This is a genomic window from Clostridium sp. (assembly GCF_021443865.1).
Taxonomy (GTDB): domain Bacteria; phylum Bacillota; class Clostridia; order Clostridiales; family Clostridiaceae; genus Clostridium.
In genome coordinates this window covers 15,439-37,728 of sequence record NZ_JABUTB010000058.1, presented here as the reverse complement: position 1 = coordinate 37,728, position 22,290 = coordinate 15,439, and the positions used below count along the sequence as shown (strand labels likewise).

Here is a 22,290-nt window from a genome sequence, read left to right as displayed (position 1 = left end):
ATAGGATATTTATTTCAAAATTATGCCTTGTTTCCTAATATGACTGTAGAAGAAAATATAGGAATAGCTTTAAAATACTCTAAAGAGGAAAAGGCTAAAAAGATAAGTGAAATAATAAAAAGCTTTCATTTACAAGGCCTTGAGAAAAAGTATCCAAGACAACTTTCAGGTGGACAGCAGCAAAGAGTAGCCATAGCTAGATGCATTATATATAAACCTGATATATTAATGCTAGATGAACCTTTTTCAGCTTTAGATTCATACTTAAAAGAAAAGCTTCAAAGAGAAGTACTAGACCTTCTAAGATTTTATAATGGTGAAGTTCTTATGGTTACACATAGCAGAGATGAAGCCTATAAGTTTTGTAAAAATATTTCTATAATAGAAAAGGGTAAATCAATTTTACTAGGGGATACTAAGGGAGTATTTAAAAATCCAAAGATAAAAGAAGCAGCAATTCTTACTGGTTGCAAAAATATTTCACCTTGTAAAGTTTTATCAAATAATAAAATACATGCTCTAGATTGGGATATAATATTAGAAACAGAGCCCTTAAATAATAAGAATATTAATTATGTAGGAATTAGAGCTCATAATTTTATTATTGTAGATAAAATTGAAAATAATTCTTTAGAAAATATTATAGAATGTAAAATAGATAAAGTAGAAGAAGAAGTTTTTGAATATAATATATTATTCGAAAAGCAAAATTCTAAGACAAGTATAAGTGATAACAAAATCTTATTTAAAGTTAAAAAAGAAGATTGGGATAATAGAAAAAATAAAGAAAAATTAATTTTAAGAATTCCAAAGGAATACATTTTACCTTTAGAGTAGTGAATGTAATTTCATAAAGTATTCTAAAAAAGAGTTGTGGTATATATAGTTAACCACAACTCTTTTTATTGAATAACTAATAGTGAACATGAATAAGATGGAATTTTATATTATCATTGCTCCAACCTAAATCATAAGGAACTAAAAGTCTATTAGTATTATGACAGGTTACTAATGGATATCCTTTAGAGTCAAAACCTGTAACTGTTGATATATGAGTTATTTTCCCTCTCTTTTCATAAGCAACAAAATCTCCAGGTCTCATATTAAAGGCTGATTTATAAATTTGTTGGTAGGTTCCTTTTGCAATACAAGAGCCTCTACCACTGTTAACCATATAATTTTTAAAGCCTTGTGCATTAAGCCAAGCTTTTGTTCCTTCCTTCCCACGATAATTCCATGAAGAATTTTTCTTGAAGGCACCACTTTCATAAAGAATTTGTGAGGCAAAGTTTGCACAGTCCCCCCCATCTGGATTATGATCTTTATATTTTGGGTTATATTTAAAGGTGTAATTTTCATCTTCAGAAACACCGCAATACATATGAGCATAATCTATAGCCTTTTGTAATCTTTCGTTAGGTGAAAAGCTAGGAGCCTTTTGTTTTAATATAAATTCTTTAATTTCTTCAGATTTTAGATTATTTAAATCTAAGGAGTCTGAAAATGGATCTGTATACCACTCCTTTGTAATTATATATTTATCATCAATCTTCTTTAAATTTAAGTAGTGATTGGTTCCAAGTCTAAAATGGTTAATTACATCTGGTGAATCAATATAATAGTAATAAAAATCTGTAGCTACATCACAAATTACTCCATATAGATCATTTTCTTTTTCAGCTACCTTTCTTATCTTTACAATAGATTTTATATCTTTAAATTGTACAGCTTGTTTTTCTGACCAGTTTATTAAGTACTGAGTTTTCTTAGCTTCACTTTCATAAGCCCATAAGCTGACTTTAATTTTTAAATTATAAAAGTCTTTTAAAAGTTCTGTATCATTAGAGACTATTGCTGAATTTCTTTTAGCAAATAAATTTTCAAGCAAGTCTTTAAACTCTTTTTTTACTTCATCGGAAGAGTAATCTATTTTGGTAGTATTTGATTCATCCTCTAAAGCAAAACAATATGAAGTAGGAATAAAAATAAATATAAGAAAAATAATTAAGACTATATTAATTAATTTAAATTTCACAAATAAAATTCCCCTTTCTTAAATACTTACTTGTAGTTTGTACTAAACTTATAAAATTTATATATAAGTTATAAGTATTTAAATAGGATGTTTTTAGCAAATAAGTAATATTAACCATATAATATAAATAATTAATTTAAGAGGTTATATAAATGAAAAGGTTAAATTATTTATATGATAATGCTAAAGAAGTTAAATTTGATGATGGAGATAATATAGTTTTTATTTCTGATATCCATAGAGGAGATGGAACATACTTTGACTCTCTTTTGCCAAACAAAAATATATATAAGACTGCTTTAGGATATTATTTTAAAAAGGGATTTACCTATGTAGAAGTTGGAGATGGAGATGAACTTTGGAAAAATAGACATTGTAATAATATCGCTTATATTTATAGTGATATTTTCAATCTCTTAAATAAATTTAAAGAGGAAAATAGAATTTATCTTATTTATGGGAATCATGATATAATAAAAAATAGAGAGAATTTTTATGCTACCCAATATAAAGCCTGTAAAAAGGTGGGAAGTAACTATGGAAAGAATTTATTGAAATTTATTAAAGACAGTGAATTTCATGAAGCTATAAATTTTAAGTATACTCCAGTAAATGAGAAGTTTTTAGTAACTCATGGACATCAAGTTGATTTAATGAATTCTAATTTTTGGTTTTTTTCAAGATTTCTAGTAAGATATGTATGGAAATTTTTAAATGGTGTTGCAGGTTTTAATGATCCAACTAGCCCAGCTATAAATAATAGAAAAGGAAATAAAGTAGATAGAAAATTATTAAAATGGACTAAGGATAATGGGAAGATGATACTTTGTGGACATACACATAATAGTAGGATGCCAGAAATTAATGAACCTCCATATTTTAATGACGGCTGTTGTGTGCTTCCCTATGCAATAACTGCTTTAGAAATTGAAAAAGGAAGTATTTCTTTAGTTAAGTGGAATATAGAATCCCAAGAATCAGGCGTTTTATGGGTTAGAAGGAAGGTAATAACAGGACCCTATAGATTAGATAATTATTTATTATGGGCAAGAGATGAAAGAATAAGAAAGATAGAAGAGGAAAAGAAAAAGAAATAAGAGGAGAAGATAAGATGTATTCAATAGATTTACACTGCGATACAGCTAGCAGATTATTATATGAAGATTTAAAATTAAAGGAAAGTATTTGTAAGGTAGACATAGAAAAATTGAAAAAAGCAAAGGCTAAAGCACAGGTGTTTGCACATTTTATAGAATTAAATATTGTTGAAAATCCTTATACTGAATTTATTAATATGTATAATAATTTTATTAGTGAACTAAAGGAAAATGAAGATAGTATAGAAATAGTAAGAAATTTAAAAGAATTAGAAAATGTCAATAATAAAGGTAAAATAGGGGCCTTTTTATCAATAGAAGAAGGAGAAGTGTTAGAGGGAAAAGTAGAAAGAGTAGAAGAACTTTATAACCTAGGAATAAGGTTTATAACTTTAACTTGGAACTTTAAAAATGCTATAGGATATCCTAATGCAGGATATAAATTTAAAGACCTTGGATTAACTGATAAAGGTAAAGAGATAGTACTAGAAATGGAGAGAGTAGGTATAATACCTGATTGCTCTCACTTATCAGATGGTGGATTTTATGATTTAATTGATATTTGTAAGAAGCCTTTTATAGCAACTCATTCAAATGCGAGGAAAGTTACAGATCATTCAAGAAATTTAACTGATGATATGATAGTTAAGCTTGCAGAAAAAGGAGGAGTTATGGGATTAAACTTCTGTGCACCATTTTTAGGAAAAGAAAAAGTTCCTTCAATTAATTCTATGATTCAACATATTAAACATACTAGAAATGTTGGAGGTATAGATGTACTTGCTTTAGGAACAGATTTTGATGGAATAGGAAATGAAGTTGAAATTGAAAATATAGGTGAAATAGGAAGACTAAGAGATGCTTTATTAAAGGAAAACTTCACAAATTCAGAAATTGATAAAATATTTTATGGAAATATAAAAAGAGTACTTAAAGAATGGATGTAAACGAAAGGAAGGAAATTATAAAAAGTTATGAAAAGGGGAAACTTTTTATAATTTCCTAATAGTAAAGAAAAAGGAGTTGGACATGGATAGTTTAAATGGAAAGATAGCATTAGTTACTGGTGCAACAAGAGGAATTGGAAAGTCTATAGCCTTTGAACTTCTTAAAGAGGGAGCTACTGTAATATTAAATTATTCTAAGGATGATTTATCTGCAGAGGAAACCTTAAAGGAAATAGAAGCTTTAGGTGGATATGCTAAGTTATATAAGGGTGATATATCAAATTATGAAGTATGCAAAAATATGATGGATTTCGTAATTACTACCTTTGGTAAAATAGATATATTAATAAATAATGCAGCTGTTTCATTTAGAGGATTGTTCATGGATTTTTCAGAGAGAAATATTAATGATATTTTTGGAATTAATGTATTAGGAGCTATGTATTTAAGCAAGGAAGCTATACCACATATGTTAAGTAAATCTTATGGGAATATAATAAATATTTCATCTATATGGGGGGAAGCAGGAGCTTCTTGTGAAGTTTTATATTCTAGTACTAAGGGAGCTATTAATTTATTTACTAAATCCTTAGCAAAGGAAATGGCACCTATGGGAATAAGAGTTAATGCCATAGCACCAGGAGTAATAGATACTGAAATGAATTCATTTTTATCTACAGAGGAGAGAGAAGAATTAGAAGAGGAAATTCCTTTTGGAAGATTTGGAAGCACTGAGGAAGTAGCTAAAATGGTAACTTTCTTATGTAGTGATAAGTGTCAGTATTTAACTGGTCAGGTTATTAAAATTGATGGAGCAATGATTTAGTGCTTCGCACAATGAAAGAATGAAAAAATTAAGAAATAAAAGAATTAAGGAAAAAACTACTTTCAGTAGTTTTAGATTTCAATGGATTTTAAGGAATAAGGGACTGCATTTTGCAGTCCCTTAGTTGTTTCTTTTATTAGGTTTTGCGTATTTTTTGTAGAGAATTTTTATTGCTTTTATAATATATTTAATTAATAGGTAAATTAAGAATATGTAAAGAAAACCATATAGACCGTAGGCTATATCTGCAAATTCCATATTACCTCTATTAGTTATCTTTTGCTGGATTTCTATAGCAAATACTATAACTATCATTACAGTTAATGTATAAATAAAGGAAATTGCAGTAATGCTATACTTTGATAATTTCTTAAATATAATTTGAGTAAAGCCAAATATTATAATGCCTATTAAAGCCATAAAGATAAAGTGAAGTTGTTTATCATTTAATGGATATCCTGCAATACTTATAATATCTAATACTTTATCATGTAAATCGTTTATAAAGCTTGCTACTAATTTTAATATTTCTACCATGTTTGTCCCCCAATATCTTTTTTGTTATTATATCATAAAATAACAATAAAACTAACTCTGTGTTATAATAGACTTATTGAGTTTAGAAAATATATATAGTTATGGAGTTGTTTAAGAAGGAATAATATAAATGATAGATGCTATTTGTATATTTATCCTTGTTATGCAGAAGAAAGGAAATAAAATATGGGAAAAATACTAGTACTTGCAGAGAAACCATCTGTAGGTAGAGATTTAGCTAAGGTTTTGAAATCTAATATAAATAAGGGAGCCTATATAGAAGGTAATAAATATGTTATTACTTGGGCTTTAGGACATTTAGTTGGATTACAGGACCCTGAAAGCTATGATGAAAAATATAAGCATTGGAGTATGGAAACTCTTCCAATGTTACCTAAGCATATGAAGCTTACTGTTTTAAAGAAAACATCAAAGCAATTTTATGAAGTAAAAAAACTTTTAAATAGAAATGATATAGAAGAAATAGTTATTGCAACAGATGCAGGAAGAGAAGGAGAGCTAGTTGCTAGATGGATAATAGAAAAGGCAGGAGTTAAGAAGCCTATTAAAAGACTTTGGATTTCTTCTCAAACAGATAAAGCAATACTTGAAGGTTTTAGAAACTTAAAATCAGGAAGTGAATATGAAAATTTATATAAGGCTGCAGTATGTAGAGCAGAAGCAGATTGGATAGTTGGACTTAATGCTACAAGGGCACTAACTTGTAAATATAATGCACAACTTTCAGCAGGAAGAGTTCAATCACCAACCTTAGCTATGATAGTTCATAGAGAAGAGGAAATTAAGAATTTTAAACCTAAGACATTTTATACTATAAATGCAAAGGGTAAAGATGTTAATTTAGAGTGGGTTAATAAGGATAATAACTTAAGAATATTTGATGAAGAATTTGCAAATAAAATAATAAGTAAAGTTCAAGGGGAAAATGCGAAGATAGTATCAATAACAGAAACTCCTAAGAAAAAGTTCTCACCAGCTCTTTATGATTTAACAGAGCTTCAAAGAGATGCAAATAAGATTTGGGGTTATTCTGCAAAGCAAACCTTATCTATAATGCAAAGGCTTTATGAAAATCATAAAATACTTACTTATCCAAGAACTGATTCAAGATATATATCTACAGATATAGTTCCAACTATTCCAGAAAGACTAAGAGCTATATCTACTGGAGAATATAGAATGGCAGCGTCTGAAATACTTAAGAATAAAATAAATTCAAATAAGAGCTTTGTAGATAATAGCAAGGTTAGCGACCACCATGCTATAATTCCAACAGAACAAAAACCTAACTTAAGTAATTTAAGTTCTGAAGAAAGACATATTTATAATCTTGTAATAAAGAGATTCTTAAGTGTATTAATGCCACCATTTGAATATATACAAACTAATATAAAGGCAGATATAAAGGGAGAAAGCTTTGTTGCTAAAGGAAAGGTAATAAAAGCTAAGGGATGGAAAGCCTTATATGATAAAGATTTCTCAGAAGAGGATTCAAAAGAGGATGATTTAAAGGATCAAGTTCTTCCTAAATTTAGTGAAGGTGATTTAATAAATATTATTAAGGTTGAATTAAAAAAGGGAGAAACTAAACCTCCAGCAAGATTTAATGAAGGTACACTTTTATCAGCAATGGAAAATCCTCAAAAGTATGTAAATGTAAATAAGGAAGCAGCTAAGACTTTAAATGAGACAGGTGGACTTGGAACAGTTGCAACTAGAGCAGATATAATAGAAAAACTATTTAATTCATTTGTTATAGAAAAGAAGGGGAAAGAAATAGTTCCAACATCTAAAGGAAAACAATTAATAGAGCTAGTACCTAATGAACTTAAGTCTCCATTATTAACAGCTAAATGGGAAAATAGACTTGATGGAATAAGTAAAGGAAAAGACAATCCAAATGACTTTATTAAGGAAATGAGAAATTATGCAATAGCTTTAGTAGAAGCAGTTAAAAGTGATAACAGTAAATTTGTTCATGATAATAAAACAGGCAAAAAGTGTCCTAACTGCGGAAAATACCTATTAGAAGTTAAAGGTAAAAATGGAGTTATGCATGTTTGCCAAGATAGAGAGTGTGGATATAGAGAAAGCGTAAGTAGAACTACTAATGCAAGATGCCCAGAATGTAAGAAAAAGTTAGAAGTTAGAGGTCAAGGAGAGGGTAAGATATACGTATGCCCTAACACTAATTGTAACTTTAGAGAAAAGGCATCTCAATTTGAAAAGAGATTTGATAAAAAGGGTAAAGTAGATAAAAGAGAAGTTAATAACATGATGAAGAAAATGAAAAAGGAAGCAGAGGACTTTAATAATAATCCTTTTGCAGAACTTTTAGGAAAGATGAATTTAAAAGACTAATGAAATAATTAGATAGCAAATGAGAGAAGTAGAAATACTTGTTTCATTTGCTTTTTTTAATTGAAAACACATTATATTTTAACTAAAATGCAAATGTGTTTATATTACAATATTTGGTATAATTCTCTTATTAAATGTGGGAGGCGCATTATGGACGAAATGATTTTGCTTGGAATTAAAATAGTAGCTATAATTCTTGGAGTAATAATATTATTCTGGATTATAGGCTTTAGAATAATTCCAAATGACAAGGTTGGTATTGTTGAAAAATGGTGGTCTACAAAGGGATCATTAAGGGAACAAATAATTGCATTAAAAGGGGAAGCTGGATATCAGCCTGCATTACTAAGAGGAGGTATTCATTTTAGGACTCCATTTATTTATAAAGTTCATGTAGTTCCTTTAGTAACAATACCTCAAGGAAAAATTGCCTATGTTTTTGCAAGAGATGGTAAACCTCTAGAAGCTACACAAACCTTAGGAAAAGTAGTTAGAGAGGGAAATAACTTTCAAGATGTAAGAGGATTTTTAGAAAATGGAGGACAAAAGGGTCCACAAAGGGGAATAATAAGAGAAGGTACTTATGCCTTTAACCTTGCTCAATTTGTAATTATTACAGAAAATAAAACTTATTATTTAAAAATGGGTAATAAACAAGAGTTAGATACTATTTCAACTATGTCTAGATTAATTGCTGAAAGAAAAGGCTTTGAACCAGTTATAATTGAAGGTAATAGTGATTTAGTAGGAATTGTCACAGTTCATGATGGACAATCTTTAGGATCAGAAAATATAATATGTCCTATAGTTGGTGATAATCATAAGGATGAAAATTACCATAATAATTTCCAAGATATTGATGCATTCTTAAGAGCAGGTGGATATAGAGGTAGGCAATATCAAGTTTTAGCAGATGGGACTTACTTTATAAACAGATTATTTGCCACAGTTGAATATATTCCTAAAATTATTATTCCAGTTGGCTTTGTAGGTGTTGTTGTTTCATATACAGGATCAAAGGGAGAGGATTTCTCAGGAACTGATTATAAACATGGTGAGTTAGTTAAAAAAGGTTATAGGGGAGTTTGGAATGAAGCTTTAATGCCAGGTAAATATGCTTTTAACACTTATGCAGGTAATATAATTAAAGTTCCAACAACTAATGTAATATTAAAATGGATTAGCAATCAAAATGGTAGTCATAAATATGATGAAAATCTTAAAGAAGTTAATTTAATTACTAAGGATGCCTTTGAGCCAACCTTACCACTATCTGTAGTATTTCATATAGACTATAGAAAAGCACCTCTTGTAATTCAAAGGTTTGGAGATATAAAGATGCTTGTAGATCAAACATTAGATCCTATGGTATCTGCATATTTTAAAAATATAGGACAAACTAAAACATTAATAGAATTAATACAACAAAGAAATGAAATTCAAGCTCAAAGTTCATTAGAAATGAAGGGGAAATTTGATCACTATAATTTAGAATTAGAAGAAGTACTAATAGGTACTCCTGGAAGCTCTAAAGCAGATTCAAATATAGAAACAATATTAACTCAATTAAGAAGTAGGCAAATTGCAAAGGAACAGCTTGAAACTTATGAAACTCAACAAAGGGCAGCTGAAAAAGAAAAGGAACTTAGAGAAGCAGAAGCCATTGCAAAACAACAAACTACTTTAACTGAATCAGATATTAATATTAGAATTCAAGAAAATCAAGGTAAAGCAGAACTTATGAAGGCTAAGCAAGATGCTGAAAAAATACAAAATCTTGCAGAAGCAGATGCATATAAAGTTAAAAAGCAATCTGAAGCAGAAGCCTTTAAGATAAAAATAACAGCAGAAGCAGATGCTGATAAGGAAGCAAGAGTAGGTATATCAAAGGCTATAGCTGCAAAAGAGCAAGTAAATGCTTATGGTGGACCACAATATAAAGTTATAAATGATGTTATGACTTCCTTTACAAATGCCATTAAGGAAGGCAAAATTGATATAGTTCCAAGAACTCTTATTAATGCTGGAACAGAAGGAGAAGGTAAGGGAGCTAATGCTTTTGAATCCTTAGTAATGCTTTTGTTAAGTGAAAAGTTAACTGCAATTGGAGAAAACAAATCTTTAGAAGAATCAGCAGATATGTTGAAATTAAAAGAAGAAATAATGGCTAATTTAAGAGAAAAAAATGCTACAGAATTAGAAAGTTAATTAATTAAATTTGGGGCTGCTATGACAGCCTCTTTTCTTTAAATTATTATTTTCAGAAAATTAAAAATAAATCTTAGGGATTTATTGACAATTTGTATTTCAGATAATATAATAATTAAGAAAACAAAAATAAAGTAAAAAGGAGGTAGGAAAAATGTTAAATATGATAAAAGCTTTTAGACCAACAATTAAAAATCAGATAATACAAAAAAATAATTATATTAATAATCCTATCTCAATGTGTGAATTTAAGATATAAAGAATTTATGCAGGTTTACTTTATAAAAACTACTTTAATTCTAATTTAAAGATGTAATTTTATAAAAAAAGTAATTAAGCCAGGGTTATTGCCGTGGTTTTTTGTTTTATTTTAAATAAAACAAAAAGCTATGGATTTCCTTGGCCTTTTTATATCTATTAACATGAGGAGGTTAAAAAATAAGCAATATATAAAACTAAAGGGGGAAAATAAATGACTAGAATACTTAAATATGTTTCAAAGTATAAGGGATTATTATTCTTTGGAACTTTTGCAATGATAGCAGTAATTGTGGTTGATCTTTTTATGCCTTATCTTCAAAAAGTATTTATTGATGAAGGTATTACTCAAGGAAACTATAGTGTTATAAAGACAATTTTAATAGGAATTTCAGTAATTACAATAACAAAATCAATTTTGGGGTATTTGAAGGAATTTCTTTACGACTATTTAAGCGTAAAGGTACATGCAGATATTAAAAATGATATGTTTAATCATATTCAAAAATTAGAATTTAAATACTTTGATGAAATGAATACTGGTGAACTAATGTCTAGAATAGGTGAAGATGTTGAAAATATCTGGCAAACCCTAGCATTTGGTTTTAGATTATTTATAGAAAATATAATTTATTTTGTTATTTCAACAATAATTTTATTTTCATTAAATTGGCAACTGGCTTTAGCTTGTTTTGTTATTATGATTCCAATAGGCTTTATGGCAATTAGTTTAGAGAAGAAGTTTGGAGAAAACTATGGTAAATTAAGTGATAAAACAGCAGAAATTACAACCACTGCCCAAGAAAATATTGCAGGGGTTAGACTTGTTAAGGCCTTTGCAAGAGAAAAATATGAAATGAAAAAGTTCTTAAAAATGAACAGAAAATTCTATGATTTAAGCATGGAACAAGGGAAAATAATTGGAGATTACTTTCCACCTATTGAATTTTTAACAAATATATCTTTAGTTGTAATGATAGTTTATGGTGGTTTCATTGTTATGAAAGGGAATATAAGCATTGGGGTATTAGTAGCCTTTAGTGGTTATATTTGGAACCTAATATGGCCAATGAGAATGCTAGGAGAATTACTAGACTTACTTTCAAGAAATACTGCTTCAGCTAAGAAGATATTTGAAATAATGGACAAAGAGCCTGAAATTCAAAATATAGATAAAGCTTATAGTCCTAAAGAATTAGTTGGAGATATTAAATTTAATAATGTTAGCTTTAAATATAAGGATGAATATGTTCTTAAAAATATTAATTTAGATATTAAGGCTGGAAGTACAGTAGCTATTATGGGAACTACGGGATCTGGTAAATCTACTTTAATTAATTTAATTGGAAGATACTATGATGTAACTGAAGGAAATATAGAAATAGATAATGTGGACCTTAAGGATTATGATTTAAACTTTTTAAGAGAAAAGATGGCTATTGTTCCACAAGATACCTTCCTATTTTCAGATTCAATAATAAATAATATAAGATTTAGTAATGAAAATGCAAGCTTTGAAGAAGTAGTAAAGGCAGCAGAATTAGCTTGCGCTTTAGAATTTGTAGAGGGATTAGAAGAAGGCTTCTATACAGAAATTGGAGAAAGAGGTATGGGCTTATCTGGAGGTCAAAAGCAAAGAATTTCAATTACAAGAGCATTGGTAAGAGAATCTAAAGTGCTAATTTTAGATGATTCTACTTCAGCTTTAGATATGGAAACTGAATATAGTTTATTAAAGAATTTATCTAAAAGAGAAAATACTAGTACAACTTTTATTATCGCACACAGAATTTCAGCTGTTAAGAATGCAGACCTTATAATTTATCTAGAGGATGGAGAGATAAAGGAAAAAGGAACTCATGAAGAATTATTAAAGGTTAAAGGAAAATATTTTGATGTTTATTGTAGCCAATTTAAAGACTTTAATCTTTTAGAAGAGGAGGTTATATAGATGAAAAACAACTCAATAAAAAAAGATGAAGAAGTAATGAGAAGAAGTAAAAGTGAAATAATAGTAAAACTTTTGGCATATTTAAAACCTTATAAATTACAATCTTTTATTGTTATTTTACTGATGATTTTTGTTATGATTTCTGGAATTGTTAATCCTCTTTTGCTAAAAATAGCTATAGATGATTATATAGTAACTGAAAATGTTCAAGCATTAGTTATGATTGGTGTACTTTTAGTTGTATTGAATTTAGCAGCTTGGATAGTTTCAAAAATTAGATGGACAATGATAACTTCCATAACTAATAATATTTTAGTTAATATAAGGCATGAATTATATAGCCATATTCAATATTTATCCTTTGATTTCTTTGATGGAAGACCAGTAGGGAAAATTTTGGCTAGAGTAGTTGGAGATGTTAATTCTTTAAAGAATTTATTTTCACAAAGTATTCAATCTTTTATTCCTCAAATTTTATATCTAATATGTGTTACTATAATTATGTTTGCCCTTAATGTAAAACTTGCTTTAGCTTGTTTAGCACTTTTACCTTTACTAGGAATTGCAATGTTTTGTATTGAAATTATTTCAAGAAGAAGATGGGAAATTTATAGAAATAAAAGATCAAATTTAAATGGATTTACCCATGAAGATTTTTCAGGAATCAAAGTAGTAAAGGGCNTGAAAAGGAAGACATAAAATTCACTACTAGCACACTACTTACTTGTATCCAGGGAAACACAGAATAGATGTACTTCATACATCAAAGGCAAACTTAGAAGTAAAACGCAAGAAAGAGAAAAAGGAACAGAAAAAAACTTTAAATCTATGGTAGAGGAGCAAAGTGATACATTTATAGAAGCAGTAAAAATTAATGATTTCTTTTGGCCTTTAGTTGAATTATCATGGGGACTTGGAGCAGTTATAGTATTTTGGATTGGATATAGATTAGTTATAAATAATGAAATTCAAATAGGTACTTTAATAGCCTTTTCTATGTATGTAGGAATGTTTTGGAGACCTATAATGAACCTTTCTAGTTTTTATAATAATTTAATTACAAACTTTTCAGCAGCAGATAGAATATTTGATATTTTAGATATAGAACCAATTATTAAAAATTCATTAAATGCAAAGGAAATTGGCAAAATTAAAGGAATAGTTGAATTTAAAAATGTATATTTTGCTTACGATGAAAATAATGAGGTTTTAAAGAATGTTAGTTTTAAGGTTAATAAAGGTGAAAAAATAGCATTAGTTGGAGCAACAGGAGCAGGAAAGACTACAATAGTATCTTTACTTAGTAGATTTTATGATCCAACTTCAGGTGAAGTTTTAGTTGACGGTAAAAATATAAAATATATAGATTTAGAATCTTTAAGAAGTCAAATGGGAATAATGCTTCAAGATACCTTCTTATTTTCATCAACTATTATGGAAAATATAAGATATGGAAGATTAGATGCAACAGATGAAGAAGTTATAGAAGCTGCAAAGGCAGTTAATGCCCATGACTTTATAATGAAATTAGAAAAGGGATATGAAACTGAAGTAAATGAAAGAGGATCAAGACTTTCTTTAGGACAAAGACAACTTGTATCCTTTGCAAGAGCTTTACTTGCTAATCCTAGAATTTTAATTTTAGATGAAGCCACTTCCAATATTGATACTCAAACAGAAAAGTTAGTACAAGAGGGAATAGAAAAACTTCTTCATGGAAGAACTTCCTTTGTTGTAGCCCATAGATTATCTACAATTAGAGATTGTGATAAGATTATGGTTATAAATGATGGAGAAATTGAAGAAGCAGGAAATCATGATGAATTACTAAAAAATAAAGGTAGTTATTATGATTTATATATGGCTCAATACAAATTCTTAAGTGAAGGTGTATAGATTAATAATTAATAAACTTAAAGGTAATGGAAGCTAATAACCTCCATTACCTTTTAATTTTTGTATGTAAGAAAGTAATTTCTATTTTAATTAAATTTTCAATAATAATATTCATATAATTAGCATAGTATTTATTAGAACATAACATAAGGATTAAAGGGTAATTAATAAGAGGGGAGGAAAATTGGTGAAGAGACTGGATGAACTTATCCTTGATGATAATACATTCCTTGTAAATGGAATAAAAGGATTTATTAAAGACCATGAGAGAGATAATGAAAATAAAAACATAAAAGAAATCATTTATACTAAAAAAGTCTATGAATCTAAAAAGGATACTATAAGATTTATAAAAGCAAAGAGAAAAGAATATAAAGCTAAAATTCTATTAATAGAAAATAATATTAATGTATTAAGTAACACTTTAAAGGATTTAGAATTTGAAAGAAATATAAGAGAAGATAGAATTAAAGATGATAAAACAAGAACTGAGGAGTTTAAGGAAAGCTTGGAAGATATAGAAGCGGCTATAATGGAAACCAATAAAATAATATATTCAGAAGAAAATAAAATTAAAAAGCTACGAGAATATTATAAAAACTTTAATGATACATCTTTGGAAGAAGAAAAAATAGTTTATATCTTTTTTAATTATATAAAAAGAGAATATATAAGATTTAGAAGAAATCTAGTTAAAGCTTTAAATTCTAATACTTTAACTGGAGAAGAATTAATTTTAACCTACGAATATCTTTTGATTATAACTAAAAGAATGATATGTATTGAGGAGGATTTATTAAGTGGATAATTATTTTAAGGAGGATTTACTAAAGGAAAATGTAAAAGAAAAAATTAAGTTGCTTTATAAGGATATAGTAATAGAGGATATCAAAGAAGAAATAATTAAAAGCAAAGAAGAAGTTTTAGAAAATATAAATGATGGAAGTAATAACAAAAAAATAAATAAGGACATACTTAATAAGCTAGATCAATTACTAATTATGGTAGATATGATTGAAAACAAAGAAGAAGAAGATTTAAATTCTATAGCTAAAAATAATAAAATAATTCTTGTTTTAAACAGTATAATAGTAGTATTTTTATTAATTAGCTTTTTTATATAATAATAAAATAGGAGCTGTCGCAACAGCTCCTATTTTATTCGTAATTTTCTTCATCATTGGCTTTCTTTAGAGTAAATTCAAATTTCACACCATCTTTAGTGTTAAATAAAGAATAAGAGCTTTCATGTAAGCTTAAAATCCTCTTTACAATAGCAAGACCTAAACCATTGCTATTATTTGATGAATTTCTTGCTTTATCTATTCTATAGAATTTGTTATATAAATTATTAATTTCTTCCTCAGGAATATATGCACCTTTGTTTTCAACTGATATAGTAACAATTTCATCAGTACTAGTTATATCTACTATTACTTTATTGTTATTAGGTGTATATTTTAAAGCATTACTTAACAAATTAGTTATAACTTGTTCTAATTGAAAAACATCACCTAGAATATAACAATATTCTAAATCAGAGTTTAGTTCTAATTTAATATTTTTTGACTCAAACTCCAATTTAAAGCTTTTTAGTATTTTTTGAATTAATCTTAAAATATTAAATCTTTCAATTACTAATTCTAAATTACCTGATTCTAATTTGGAAAGCTCTAACATATTAGTAACTAGCTTATTCATTTTATGAGACTCATCTATTATAGTTTCAAGATAAATTAAGGCATCTTTTCCAGTAACTATACCATCCTTTAAGCCTTCAGCATATCCTTCTATAATTCCTATTGGAGTTTTTAAATCATGGGAAACACTTGCTACAAAGTCTTTTCTCATTTCTTCAAGCTTACGCTCTTTTTCAATATCCTCTTCTAATTTTTTATTTTTAAGTTTTAAATCTTCTAAAGCATTTTCTAAAGTAGAAGATAGAAAATTCAATGTGTTTGCAAGATTTCCTATTTCATCATCAGAAGTTGTTTCTTCACATTTAGCTGTAAAATCCATAGCTGACATTCTTTTAGCAACTTTATTTATATTAACTAGTGGTTTAGATATTAAATTTGCATAAACATATGCAAGAAAAATTCCAATTACACTAAAGCCTAAAAATAAATAAAAATAAAATTCACGTATTACATCAGTAGCCTCATTTATAGGTTGCATAGAAGATACTGTTACTATAATAGAATCATTTTTTTGATTTAATGACATTGGAGTTAAGATACCTATTTTAGTACTATTACTAAAAGCATTTTCAAATACGCTAGTTTGTGATTTTCCTGTAGTAAGAACTTTATTAATAAGATATTTATCATCTATTAGCTCTTTACAGAAGGAGGTTAGTGTTTGAAAATCATCACTATTATTATAATTTAACAGATATTTTAGGTTACCATCTGTAGAAAATATAGCGATTTTAGAATTTGTATTCTGCTCAAATCTAAATAAAGCTTCAGTTAGTCTATTTTGATCTGAAATATCATAGGAATACATATTACTAAATTTTATTGCTTCTTTAGTCATATCCTTAATTTTTTTATTTAAGTAAAAGTCCTCAAAAAATAATCTTTGAAATAGCATACTAAATATTAAAACCATAAAAATTAATCCAAAGGTTATAGTAAATAATTTTTTTGATATGCTAAATTTATTTTTTCGCTTCAAATCTATATCCACTTCCTCTTACTGTAATAATATAACAAGCCTTTTCACCAAGCTTTTCTCTTAATCTTTTTATATTAGTATCTACAGTTCTTAAATCACCATAATAGTCTAAGCCCCAAACATTATCTAATATGGTATCTCTTGATAAAGCTATTCCTTCGTTATCTGATAAATAACATAGAAGCTCAAACTCCTTAGGAGATAGATTAATAATTTCATCATTTATCTTAACTTCATGAGAAAGCTTATTTATTGTTAGACCATCATAGTCATTTAAATTTGAGAAGGTATCTTCAGAAGTTCTTTTAAGCAGAGCTTTTACCTTAGCAACTAACACCTTTGGTGAAAATGGCTTAGTCATATAATCGTCTGCTCCCATTTCATAGCCAAAAAGCTTATCCTCTTCTTGACCCTTTGCAGTTAATAAAATAACAGGAACTGCAGAAACCTTTCTTATAGTTTCTAAAACTGTTATTCCATCAACCTTAGGCATCATTATATCTAAAATAACCAAATCTATTTTGTTATGCATAAAGTAGTTTATTCCTTCATCTCCATCAGCAGCTTCTATAATAGTGAAGCCTTCCTTTAAAAAATAATCTTTAAGTAAAAATCTTATACGAGTTTCATCTTCAATTAATAAGATATTCTTTTTCATAAAAGCCCTCCTTTTAGTGTTAATATAATTATTATAAGTTCCAATAAAAATAAGGTAAAGTCTTATTATAAATAAAATAAATCAAAATAGCCCTAATAATATAGATTATTACAGTAAACATAGATATAATAATAGTGTATATTTTTAAGTATTCATATTATATTTTTAAATAATATAATGTGAAAGATGGGTGGGTTTGAATGTTTAAATTGAATTTTGATGTGAAAAAGCATTTTTTAGATAATGGACTAGAAGTTGTAACTATAAAAAAAGATACTAAAATAACTTCTATAAATGTGGGGGTTAAGGTTGGATCTTTATATGAGAATATAAATGAAAAGGGAATTTCCCATTTTATTGAGCATATGTTATTTAAGGGAACTAACAGTAGAACTTACGAAGAACTAAATGATGAACTTGAGTTTTTAGGGGGAGAGTATAATGCATATACTGATTATACTTCAACTGTTTATACTATAAGTTGTTTAGAAGAGGAATTAAATAATGCTATTGATATATTAGGGGATATGATAATTAATCCAGCTTTTGATAGTGAGGAGCTAGAAAAAGAAAGAGGAGTAATTCTTGCAGAAATGAGGGCTAGCAAGGATGACATAGAAGATTTAAGCTTTAAGAGAACAAATGAAATAGCTTTTAAGAATAATCCTTTAAGATATGATGTTGCAGGGGTAGAGAAAAATGTTAAATCTTATAAGAGAGAAAACTTATTAGACTACTATAATAAATATTATTTACCTAATAATTCATTGATAACTGTAGTATCTTCCTTAGAACATGAAGAAGCATTTAATAAAATTAAAGAAGTATTTTCTTCCTGGGAAAAAGGTGAAACAAAGGAAATAGTAATAAGCAAAGAGGATAATATTTCAAAATCAGTAACTACAATAAAAAAGAATATAGAACAAAACACTATAGTTTATTTATATACTTTTTATAACTTAAGTAAAGATTTAGAATTACCTCTTAGAATACTAAATCATAGACTAGGAGAAAGTTCTAATTCTTTATTATTTAGAGAAGTTAGAGAAAAAAGAGGACTTGCTTATGACATATATACTAGTATAGATATGACAAATAATGTTAAGACTTTATATATCTATACTTCAGTTGGAGAAGATGACTTAGAATCAGCTAAAAAAGCTATTGATGAAACTATAGAATCAGTTATAAGTGGTGATTTAGAAATTGGAGAAAAAGACTTAGAGCTTATGAAAAAGGTTCATAAGACAGCAGTTATTTCTACTTTAGAAGATCCTTCAGAACTTTGTAACTATATGTTACATCAAGGGTTAGATGGGGAAGATTTTCATGAGTTCCTAGAAGATATGAAGAGATTAAATAGTTTAGATATAAATAAAATTCATAAAGTGGCGAAAACAGTCTTAAAGAATCCAACAATTCATATACTTAAATCTAATTAATGTGGAGAAATTTATGAATGTAATTACGAAAATTGAAGTACAAAAGAGAAACAAAGATAGATGTAATATATATATTGATAATGATTATGCCTTTGCAGTAAGTAATGAGTTAGTTTATAAAGAAGGACTTAAAGTAAATGAAAAAATAGATATAGATAGAATTAATACCATTGCAAAGGAAGATAATTATTTAAAATGTAAAAATACTGCTTTAAGGATAGTTGAAAGGTCTTATAAAAGTGAAAAAGAGTTAATAGATAAACTTACTTTAAAGGGTTATGAAAATGAAGCTATAGATAAGACTATTAAGGTACTAAAAGAATACAATTTTATAAATGATGAAAATTACGTTAAAATGTACGTTAAAGATAAAGCTAAGCTAGTTGGTAAGAAAAAGATAAAATATGACTTAGCTAAAAAGGGAATTAGCGATAAAATAATAGACAATGAAATTTACAATATTGATAGCGAAGATGAAAGAAACACAGCCTATGATTTAGCAGTGAAAAAGTATAATACTATAGCTAAGAGGGAATCAGATAAATTTAAGCTATCTCAAAAATTATATAGATTTTTATTGTCTAAAGGATATGGCTACGATATAGTTTCGGGCGTTGTAAAGGAAATTACAAAGGTAGACGATAACTAATATTTTAAAGGAGATGCATTAATGATTGCATATTTTCCGCATATTATATGTGCCTTATTAATGATTTTTTCAATAAAAGATAGCATTCAAGGATCACTAGAAGATGAAAGTGCTAAATATTCACTAAATAGATTAATATACTATTTTTCAATATTTATAACTTTTTTTCTTATGCTTTTAAATTTAGAAAAGATATATTTAATTATTTTACAGTTTATTAGCAATAATCCTAATTTAATTATTTTTAATAATAATATTTTTAAAGCATTAATTTTAGGAATAGTTTTTCTTTTAATACAATCAATAATATATTGGATATTAAAGTCGTTAAATGAACCTCTAACTAAGGCATATAATATATTATTAAGCAGAGGTAAATTTAGAATAGTTTTATTTTCTACAATTTTTGGACTTCTAAAGGGTTTAGTAGTTATACTAATAATGTTTATGGGTATAATAGCATATAATACTACCTTTGGAAAAGATTTAAAAATAAACTTTTTCAATAGTATAAATGGCTATAGTAATCTAGAAAAAATAGTTTCAGTAAATAAGCCTATTTTACCTTACAATGATTTTAAAGAGTATTTACCTTCAAATGCTAATGTTATTATATACTATAATGGTGTTACTTTAGAAGAAGGAATAGAATCATTGCCAGAGATAGATAATAAAGCAAAAGAAATAGTAAGCAATGCAAAAACAGATAGAGCAAAAGCACAAAGATTATATGCTTGGATTGGCTCTAATATAAGATATGATTATAATAAAGCTGAAAAGGCACTAAGCCCACAAGGAGTTTCTAATAGTGGTTCCATTGAAACTTGGAATAGTAGAAGTGGGATATGTTTTGATTATGCTTGTCTTTATGTTTCAATGTCTAGGGCAGTAGGGTTAAAAACTAGAATAATTACAGGTGATGCTTATGATGGGCAAAATTACGGACCTCATGCATGGAATCAAGTGTACTTAGAAGATGAAGGTAAATGGATTAACGTAGATCCAACTTTCTACCTATCAGGTAATTACTTTGATAGTGCTGATTTTAATAAGGATCACTTAAATTCAGAAATTGTTGGAGAATGGATGTAGTAAAAATTTTATATGTAAATTTTAGAATAAAAGAAAAAGTCCTATTACCGAAAAAGGTTATAGGGCTTTTTTGCTTTTAGAAAGTATTAACTTAATTGCTTTTTCACAATCTGTATCAGATGAATCTAAGGACCAAGCCATATTAAAATAAATTAATGCTTTTTTTACATCTTCTTTCATTGCATAACAATAAGCTAAATTAAAATAGTATTTGCTTTCTTGCTGCATAGTTAAAGCTGTTTTTATCATTTCAATGGCTTTATCGAATTCTTTTAATTTTATAAAGCATACTCCACAGTTATAATATGAACATGCTGCATTTTCATTATTTTCAATTGATAGCTTATATAAATCTATAGCTTTTTCATAATCTTTAAGATTATAATATTTATTTCCTTCATTAAATGACTGCATAGATACCTCCTGGATAGACTTTCTATTATTATAATTATTTCCTAATTAATTAATTATTATTCAATATATGAATTTTTTATATTCTGTGACAATAAATAATGTATACATAATTTACATAAGACAATTCGACAAAGTTTTTCAAAAATCACTTTATTTTTTCACAGTTCTTTAATATAATGTATGTATGTTTTTTAGAAAGGACAATATAGATCAGGAGAGATGGTATGTGTAAGAATAATCCTTATATTTTAGTATTAGGGGCATCAATAGTAGATATTATAGGTTTTAGTAGAAAGAAATATTACAAAAGGGATTCAATACCTGGACAAATAAAGATTTCTTTAGGTGGAGTATGTAGAAACATTGCTGAAAATTTAGCAAGAGTTAATGTTAATACAGAGTTCATTTCTATTTTAGGTGGGGATGATCAAGGAAAAAATATATTAAATAACTCTATTAAAATAGGGTATAATATGAGCAATTCTTTGATTTTAGAAGATGAATATACCCCTACATATATGGCAGTTCTAAATGAAGATGGGGAAATGGAATCTGCTATAGTAGATATGGAGTGTTTAAATAAAATGGACTCTTCATTTATAGATTCAAAAGCAAGTATTATAGAAAATGCAGAGTATGTTATTTTAGATGCTGATAACCCAGAACTTCTAGAATATATATTAACTAAGTTTCAAGGGAAGACTAAATTTATTTTAGACCCAGTTTCTGCAACAAAAGCAAAAAAAGTAGAACATTTAATTAAATATTTTCATACTATAAAGCCAAATAGGTTAGAAACAGAACTTTTATGCGGGTATAAAATAGAAAGCGATGATGATTTAGTTAGAGCTGCTAATTATTTTAGATCTTTAGGAGTAGAAAATGTATTTATTAGCTTAGATGCTGATGGAATATATTACAAGAACTCTAAAGAGGAAGGAAAAATAAAAACTACAGCAGTTGAAGTTAAAAATGTTACAGGAGCAGGAGATTCATTTGTAGCAGGTGTTGGATACGGATATATGAATAACTTATCAATTAAGGATACTGTAAAATATGCCATTGCAATGTCTATAGTTACAATTACTCATGAAGAAACTATAAACCCAAGTATGAGCGAGGAGTTTATGAATAAGTTTATTAAAGACATGGAGTGGATTGAAGGCTAAGTACATAAAATGCATTTCTTTTACATAAGCTAATGATACAAGCTTGGAGG

19 protein-coding genes and 1 pseudogene are annotated in these 22,290 nt (G+C 27.4%); 15 read left to right on the top strand and 5 right to left on the bottom strand.

Features of this window, described 5'->3' with window-relative positions; translation table 11 throughout:
- A partial coding sequence (locus HUJ77_RS10850) for an ABC transporter ATP-binding protein (RefSeq protein ID WP_291708604.1) occupies positions 1-837 on the top strand: 837 nt, incomplete at its 5' end.
- A gap of 76 nt (positions 838-913) precedes the next feature.
- Here HUJ77_RS10850 and HUJ77_RS10845 read toward each other — a convergent pair.
- Positions 914-2,035, bottom strand: a complete 1,122-nt coding sequence (locus HUJ77_RS10845) for an amidase domain-containing protein (RefSeq protein ID WP_291708603.1) — start codon at positions 2,033-2,035, stop codon at positions 914-916.
- A gap of 152 nt (positions 2,036-2,187) precedes the next feature.
- Here HUJ77_RS10845 and HUJ77_RS10840 point away from each other — a divergent pair, with 152 nt between their 5' ends.
- The 3 genes from HUJ77_RS10840 (at position 2,188) to HUJ77_RS10830 (ending at position 4,905) form a co-directional block, all read left to right on the top strand.
- Positions 2,188-3,132 carry a metallophosphoesterase gene (locus tag HUJ77_RS10840; RefSeq protein WP_291708602.1) on the top strand — a complete coding sequence of 315 codons (945 nt, stop codon included), beginning with the start codon at positions 2,188-2,190 and terminating at the stop codon, positions 3,130-3,132.
- A gap of 14 nt (positions 3,133-3,146) precedes the next feature.
- Positions 3,147-4,079 (top strand): dipeptidase, encoded by a 933-nt coding sequence (locus HUJ77_RS10835; protein ID WP_291708601.1) that lies wholly within the window; start codon positions 3,147-3,149, stop codon positions 4,077-4,079.
- Positions 4,080-4,161: 82 nt separating this feature from the next.
- The gene (locus tag HUJ77_RS10830; protein WP_291708600.1) at positions 4,162-4,905 is read left to right on the top strand and encodes an SDR family oxidoreductase; all 744 of its coding nucleotides are present in this window, start codon (positions 4,162-4,164) and stop codon (positions 4,903-4,905) included.
- Between the two features lie 120 nt (positions 4,906-5,025).
- Here HUJ77_RS10830 and HUJ77_RS10825 read toward each other — a convergent pair whose 3' ends face one another.
- Positions 5,026-5,442 carry a hypothetical protein gene (locus HUJ77_RS10825; RefSeq protein ID WP_291708599.1) on the bottom strand — a complete coding sequence of 139 codons (417 nt, stop codon included), beginning with the start codon at positions 5,440-5,442 and terminating at the stop codon, positions 5,026-5,028.
- Between the two features lie 186 nt (positions 5,443-5,628).
- Between HUJ77_RS10825 and HUJ77_RS10820 the strand changes: the two genes are divergently transcribed.
- From HUJ77_RS10820 to HUJ77_RS10790, 7 genes and pseudogenes are all read left to right on the top strand, one after another.
- On the top strand, positions 5,629-7,824 hold the full coding sequence (locus HUJ77_RS10820) for a DNA topoisomerase III (protein ID WP_291708598.1): 2,196 nt from the start codon (positions 5,629-5,631) through the stop codon (positions 7,822-7,824).
- Between the two features lie 150 nt (positions 7,825-7,974).
- Positions 7,975-10,032: an SPFH domain-containing protein gene (locus HUJ77_RS10815; protein WP_291708597.1), complete on the top strand. Its 2,058-nt coding sequence runs from the start codon at positions 7,975-7,977 to the stop codon at positions 10,030-10,032.
- Between the two features lie 472 nt (positions 10,033-10,504).
- Positions 10,505-12,241: an ABC transporter ATP-binding protein gene (locus HUJ77_RS10810; protein ID WP_291708596.1), complete on the top strand. Its 1,737-nt coding sequence runs from the start codon at positions 10,505-10,507 to the stop codon at positions 12,239-12,241.
- Positions 12,242-13,249 (top strand): annotated as a pseudogene (locus HUJ77_RS10805) (ABC transporter ATP-binding protein); the annotation flags it as partial.
- A complete protein-coding gene (locus HUJ77_RS10800) occupies positions 13,238-14,137 on the top strand; it encodes an ATP-binding cassette domain-containing protein (RefSeq protein ID WP_366033285.1) in 900 nt (299 codons plus the stop codon). The pseudogene HUJ77_RS10805 and the gene HUJ77_RS10800, both read left to right, overlap by 12 nt.
- Positions 14,138-14,324: 187 nt before the next feature.
- Positions 14,325-14,945, top strand: a complete 621-nt coding sequence (locus HUJ77_RS10795; RefSeq protein ID WP_291708595.1) for a hypothetical protein — start codon at positions 14,325-14,327, stop codon at positions 14,943-14,945.
- Positions 14,938-15,261 carry a hypothetical protein gene (locus HUJ77_RS10790; RefSeq protein WP_291708594.1) on the top strand — a complete coding sequence of 108 codons (324 nt, stop codon included), beginning with the start codon at positions 14,938-14,940 and terminating at the stop codon, positions 15,259-15,261. The genes HUJ77_RS10795 and HUJ77_RS10790 overlap by 8 nt, the downstream gene beginning before the upstream one ends.
- Positions 15,262-15,295: 34 nt before the next feature.
- Here the strand turns inward: HUJ77_RS10790 and HUJ77_RS10785 are convergent, their stop codons facing one another.
- Positions 15,296-16,750 carry a HAMP domain-containing sensor histidine kinase gene (locus HUJ77_RS10785; RefSeq protein ID WP_291708608.1) on the bottom strand — a complete coding sequence of 485 codons (1,455 nt, stop codon included), beginning with the start codon at positions 16,748-16,750 and terminating at the stop codon, positions 15,296-15,298.
- 49 nt (positions 16,751-16,799) lie between these two features.
- Positions 16,800-17,474: a response regulator transcription factor gene (locus HUJ77_RS10780; RefSeq protein ID WP_291708593.1), complete on the bottom strand. Its 675-nt coding sequence runs from the start codon at positions 17,472-17,474 to the stop codon at positions 16,800-16,802.
- Positions 17,475-17,674: 200 nt separating this feature from the next.
- On the opposite strand from HUJ77_RS10780, the gene HUJ77_RS10775 reads away from it, so the two are divergent.
- From HUJ77_RS10775 to HUJ77_RS10765, 3 genes are read left to right on the top strand one after another with little or no spacing between them, the layout of a single operon-like run.
- On the top strand, positions 17,675-18,916 hold the full coding sequence (locus tag HUJ77_RS10775) for a pitrilysin family protein (protein WP_291708592.1): 1,242 nt from the start codon (positions 17,675-17,677) through the stop codon (positions 18,914-18,916).
- 13 nt (positions 18,917-18,929) lie between these two features.
- Entirely contained in the window at positions 18,930-19,565 is a 636-nt protein-coding gene (gene recX / locus HUJ77_RS10770; RefSeq protein ID WP_291708591.1) for a recombination regulator RecX, read from the top strand.
- Positions 19,566-19,586: 21 nt separating this feature from the next.
- Positions 19,587-20,657, top strand: coding sequence for a transglutaminase-like domain-containing protein (locus HUJ77_RS10765; protein WP_291708590.1), 1,071 nt, complete (start codon positions 19,587-19,589; stop codon positions 20,655-20,657).
- 57 nt (positions 20,658-20,714) lie between these two features.
- Here the strand turns inward: HUJ77_RS10765 and HUJ77_RS10760 are convergent, their stop codons facing one another.
- Complete coding sequence (locus HUJ77_RS10760) at positions 20,715-21,071, bottom strand: tetratricopeptide repeat protein (RefSeq protein ID WP_291708589.1); 357 nt, start codon at positions 21,069-21,071, stop codon at positions 20,715-20,717.
- Positions 21,072-21,295: 224 nt separating this feature from the next.
- Between HUJ77_RS10760 and HUJ77_RS10755 the strand changes: the two genes are divergently transcribed.
- Positions 21,296-22,240 (top strand): carbohydrate kinase family protein, encoded by a 945-nt coding sequence (locus tag HUJ77_RS10755; RefSeq protein ID WP_291708588.1) that lies wholly within the window; start codon positions 21,296-21,298, stop codon positions 22,238-22,240.
- The last annotated feature ends 50 nt before the right edge of the window (positions 22,241-22,290 follow it).

Coding starts and splice junctions, on each gene's coding strand:
- HUJ77_RS10840 (WP_291708602.1), top strand. CDS start 2,188: ATGAAAAGGTTAAATTATTTATATGATAATGCTAAAGAAGTTAAATTT.
- HUJ77_RS10835 (WP_291708601.1), top strand. CDS start 3,147: ATGTATTCAATAGATTTACACTGCGATACAGCTAGCAGATTATTATAT.
- HUJ77_RS10830 (WP_291708600.1), top strand. CDS start 4,162: ATGGATAGTTTAAATGGAAAGATAGCATTAGTTACTGGTGCAACAAGA.
- HUJ77_RS10825 (WP_291708599.1), bottom strand. CDS start 5,442: ATGGTAGAAATATTAAAATTAGTAGCAAGCTTTATAAACGATTTACAT.
- HUJ77_RS10820 (WP_291708598.1), top strand. CDS start 5,629: ATGGGAAAAATACTAGTACTTGCAGAGAAACCATCTGTAGGTAGAGAT.
- HUJ77_RS10815 (WP_291708597.1), top strand. CDS start 7,975: ATGGACGAAATGATTTTGCTTGGAATTAAAATAGTAGCTATAATTCTT.
- HUJ77_RS10810 (WP_291708596.1), top strand. CDS start 10,505: ATGACTAGAATACTTAAATATGTTTCAAAGTATAAGGGATTATTATTC.
- HUJ77_RS10800 (WP_366033285.1), top strand. CDS start 13,238: ATGTATGTAGGAATGTTTTGGAGACCTATAATGAACCTTTCTAGTTTT.
- HUJ77_RS10785 (WP_291708608.1), bottom strand. CDS start 16,750: ATGGTTTTAATATTTAGTATGCTATTTCAAAGATTATTTTTTGAGGAC.
- HUJ77_RS10780 (WP_291708593.1), bottom strand. CDS start 17,474: ATGAAAAAGAATATCTTATTAATTGAAGATGAAACTCGTATAAGATTT.
- HUJ77_RS10775 (WP_291708592.1), top strand. CDS start 17,675: ATGTTTAAATTGAATTTTGATGTGAAAAAGCATTTTTTAGATAATGGA.
- recX (WP_291708591.1), top strand. CDS start 18,930: ATGAATGTAATTACGAAAATTGAAGTACAAAAGAGAAACAAAGATAGA.
- HUJ77_RS10765 (WP_291708590.1), top strand. CDS start 19,587: ATGATTGCATATTTTCCGCATATTATATGTGCCTTATTAATGATTTTT.
- HUJ77_RS10760 (WP_291708589.1), bottom strand. CDS start 21,071: ATGCAGTCATTTAATGAAGGAAATAAATATTATAATCTTAAAGATTAT.
- HUJ77_RS10755 (WP_291708588.1), top strand. CDS start 21,296: ATGTGTAAGAATAATCCTTATATTTTAGTATTAGGGGCATCAATAGTA.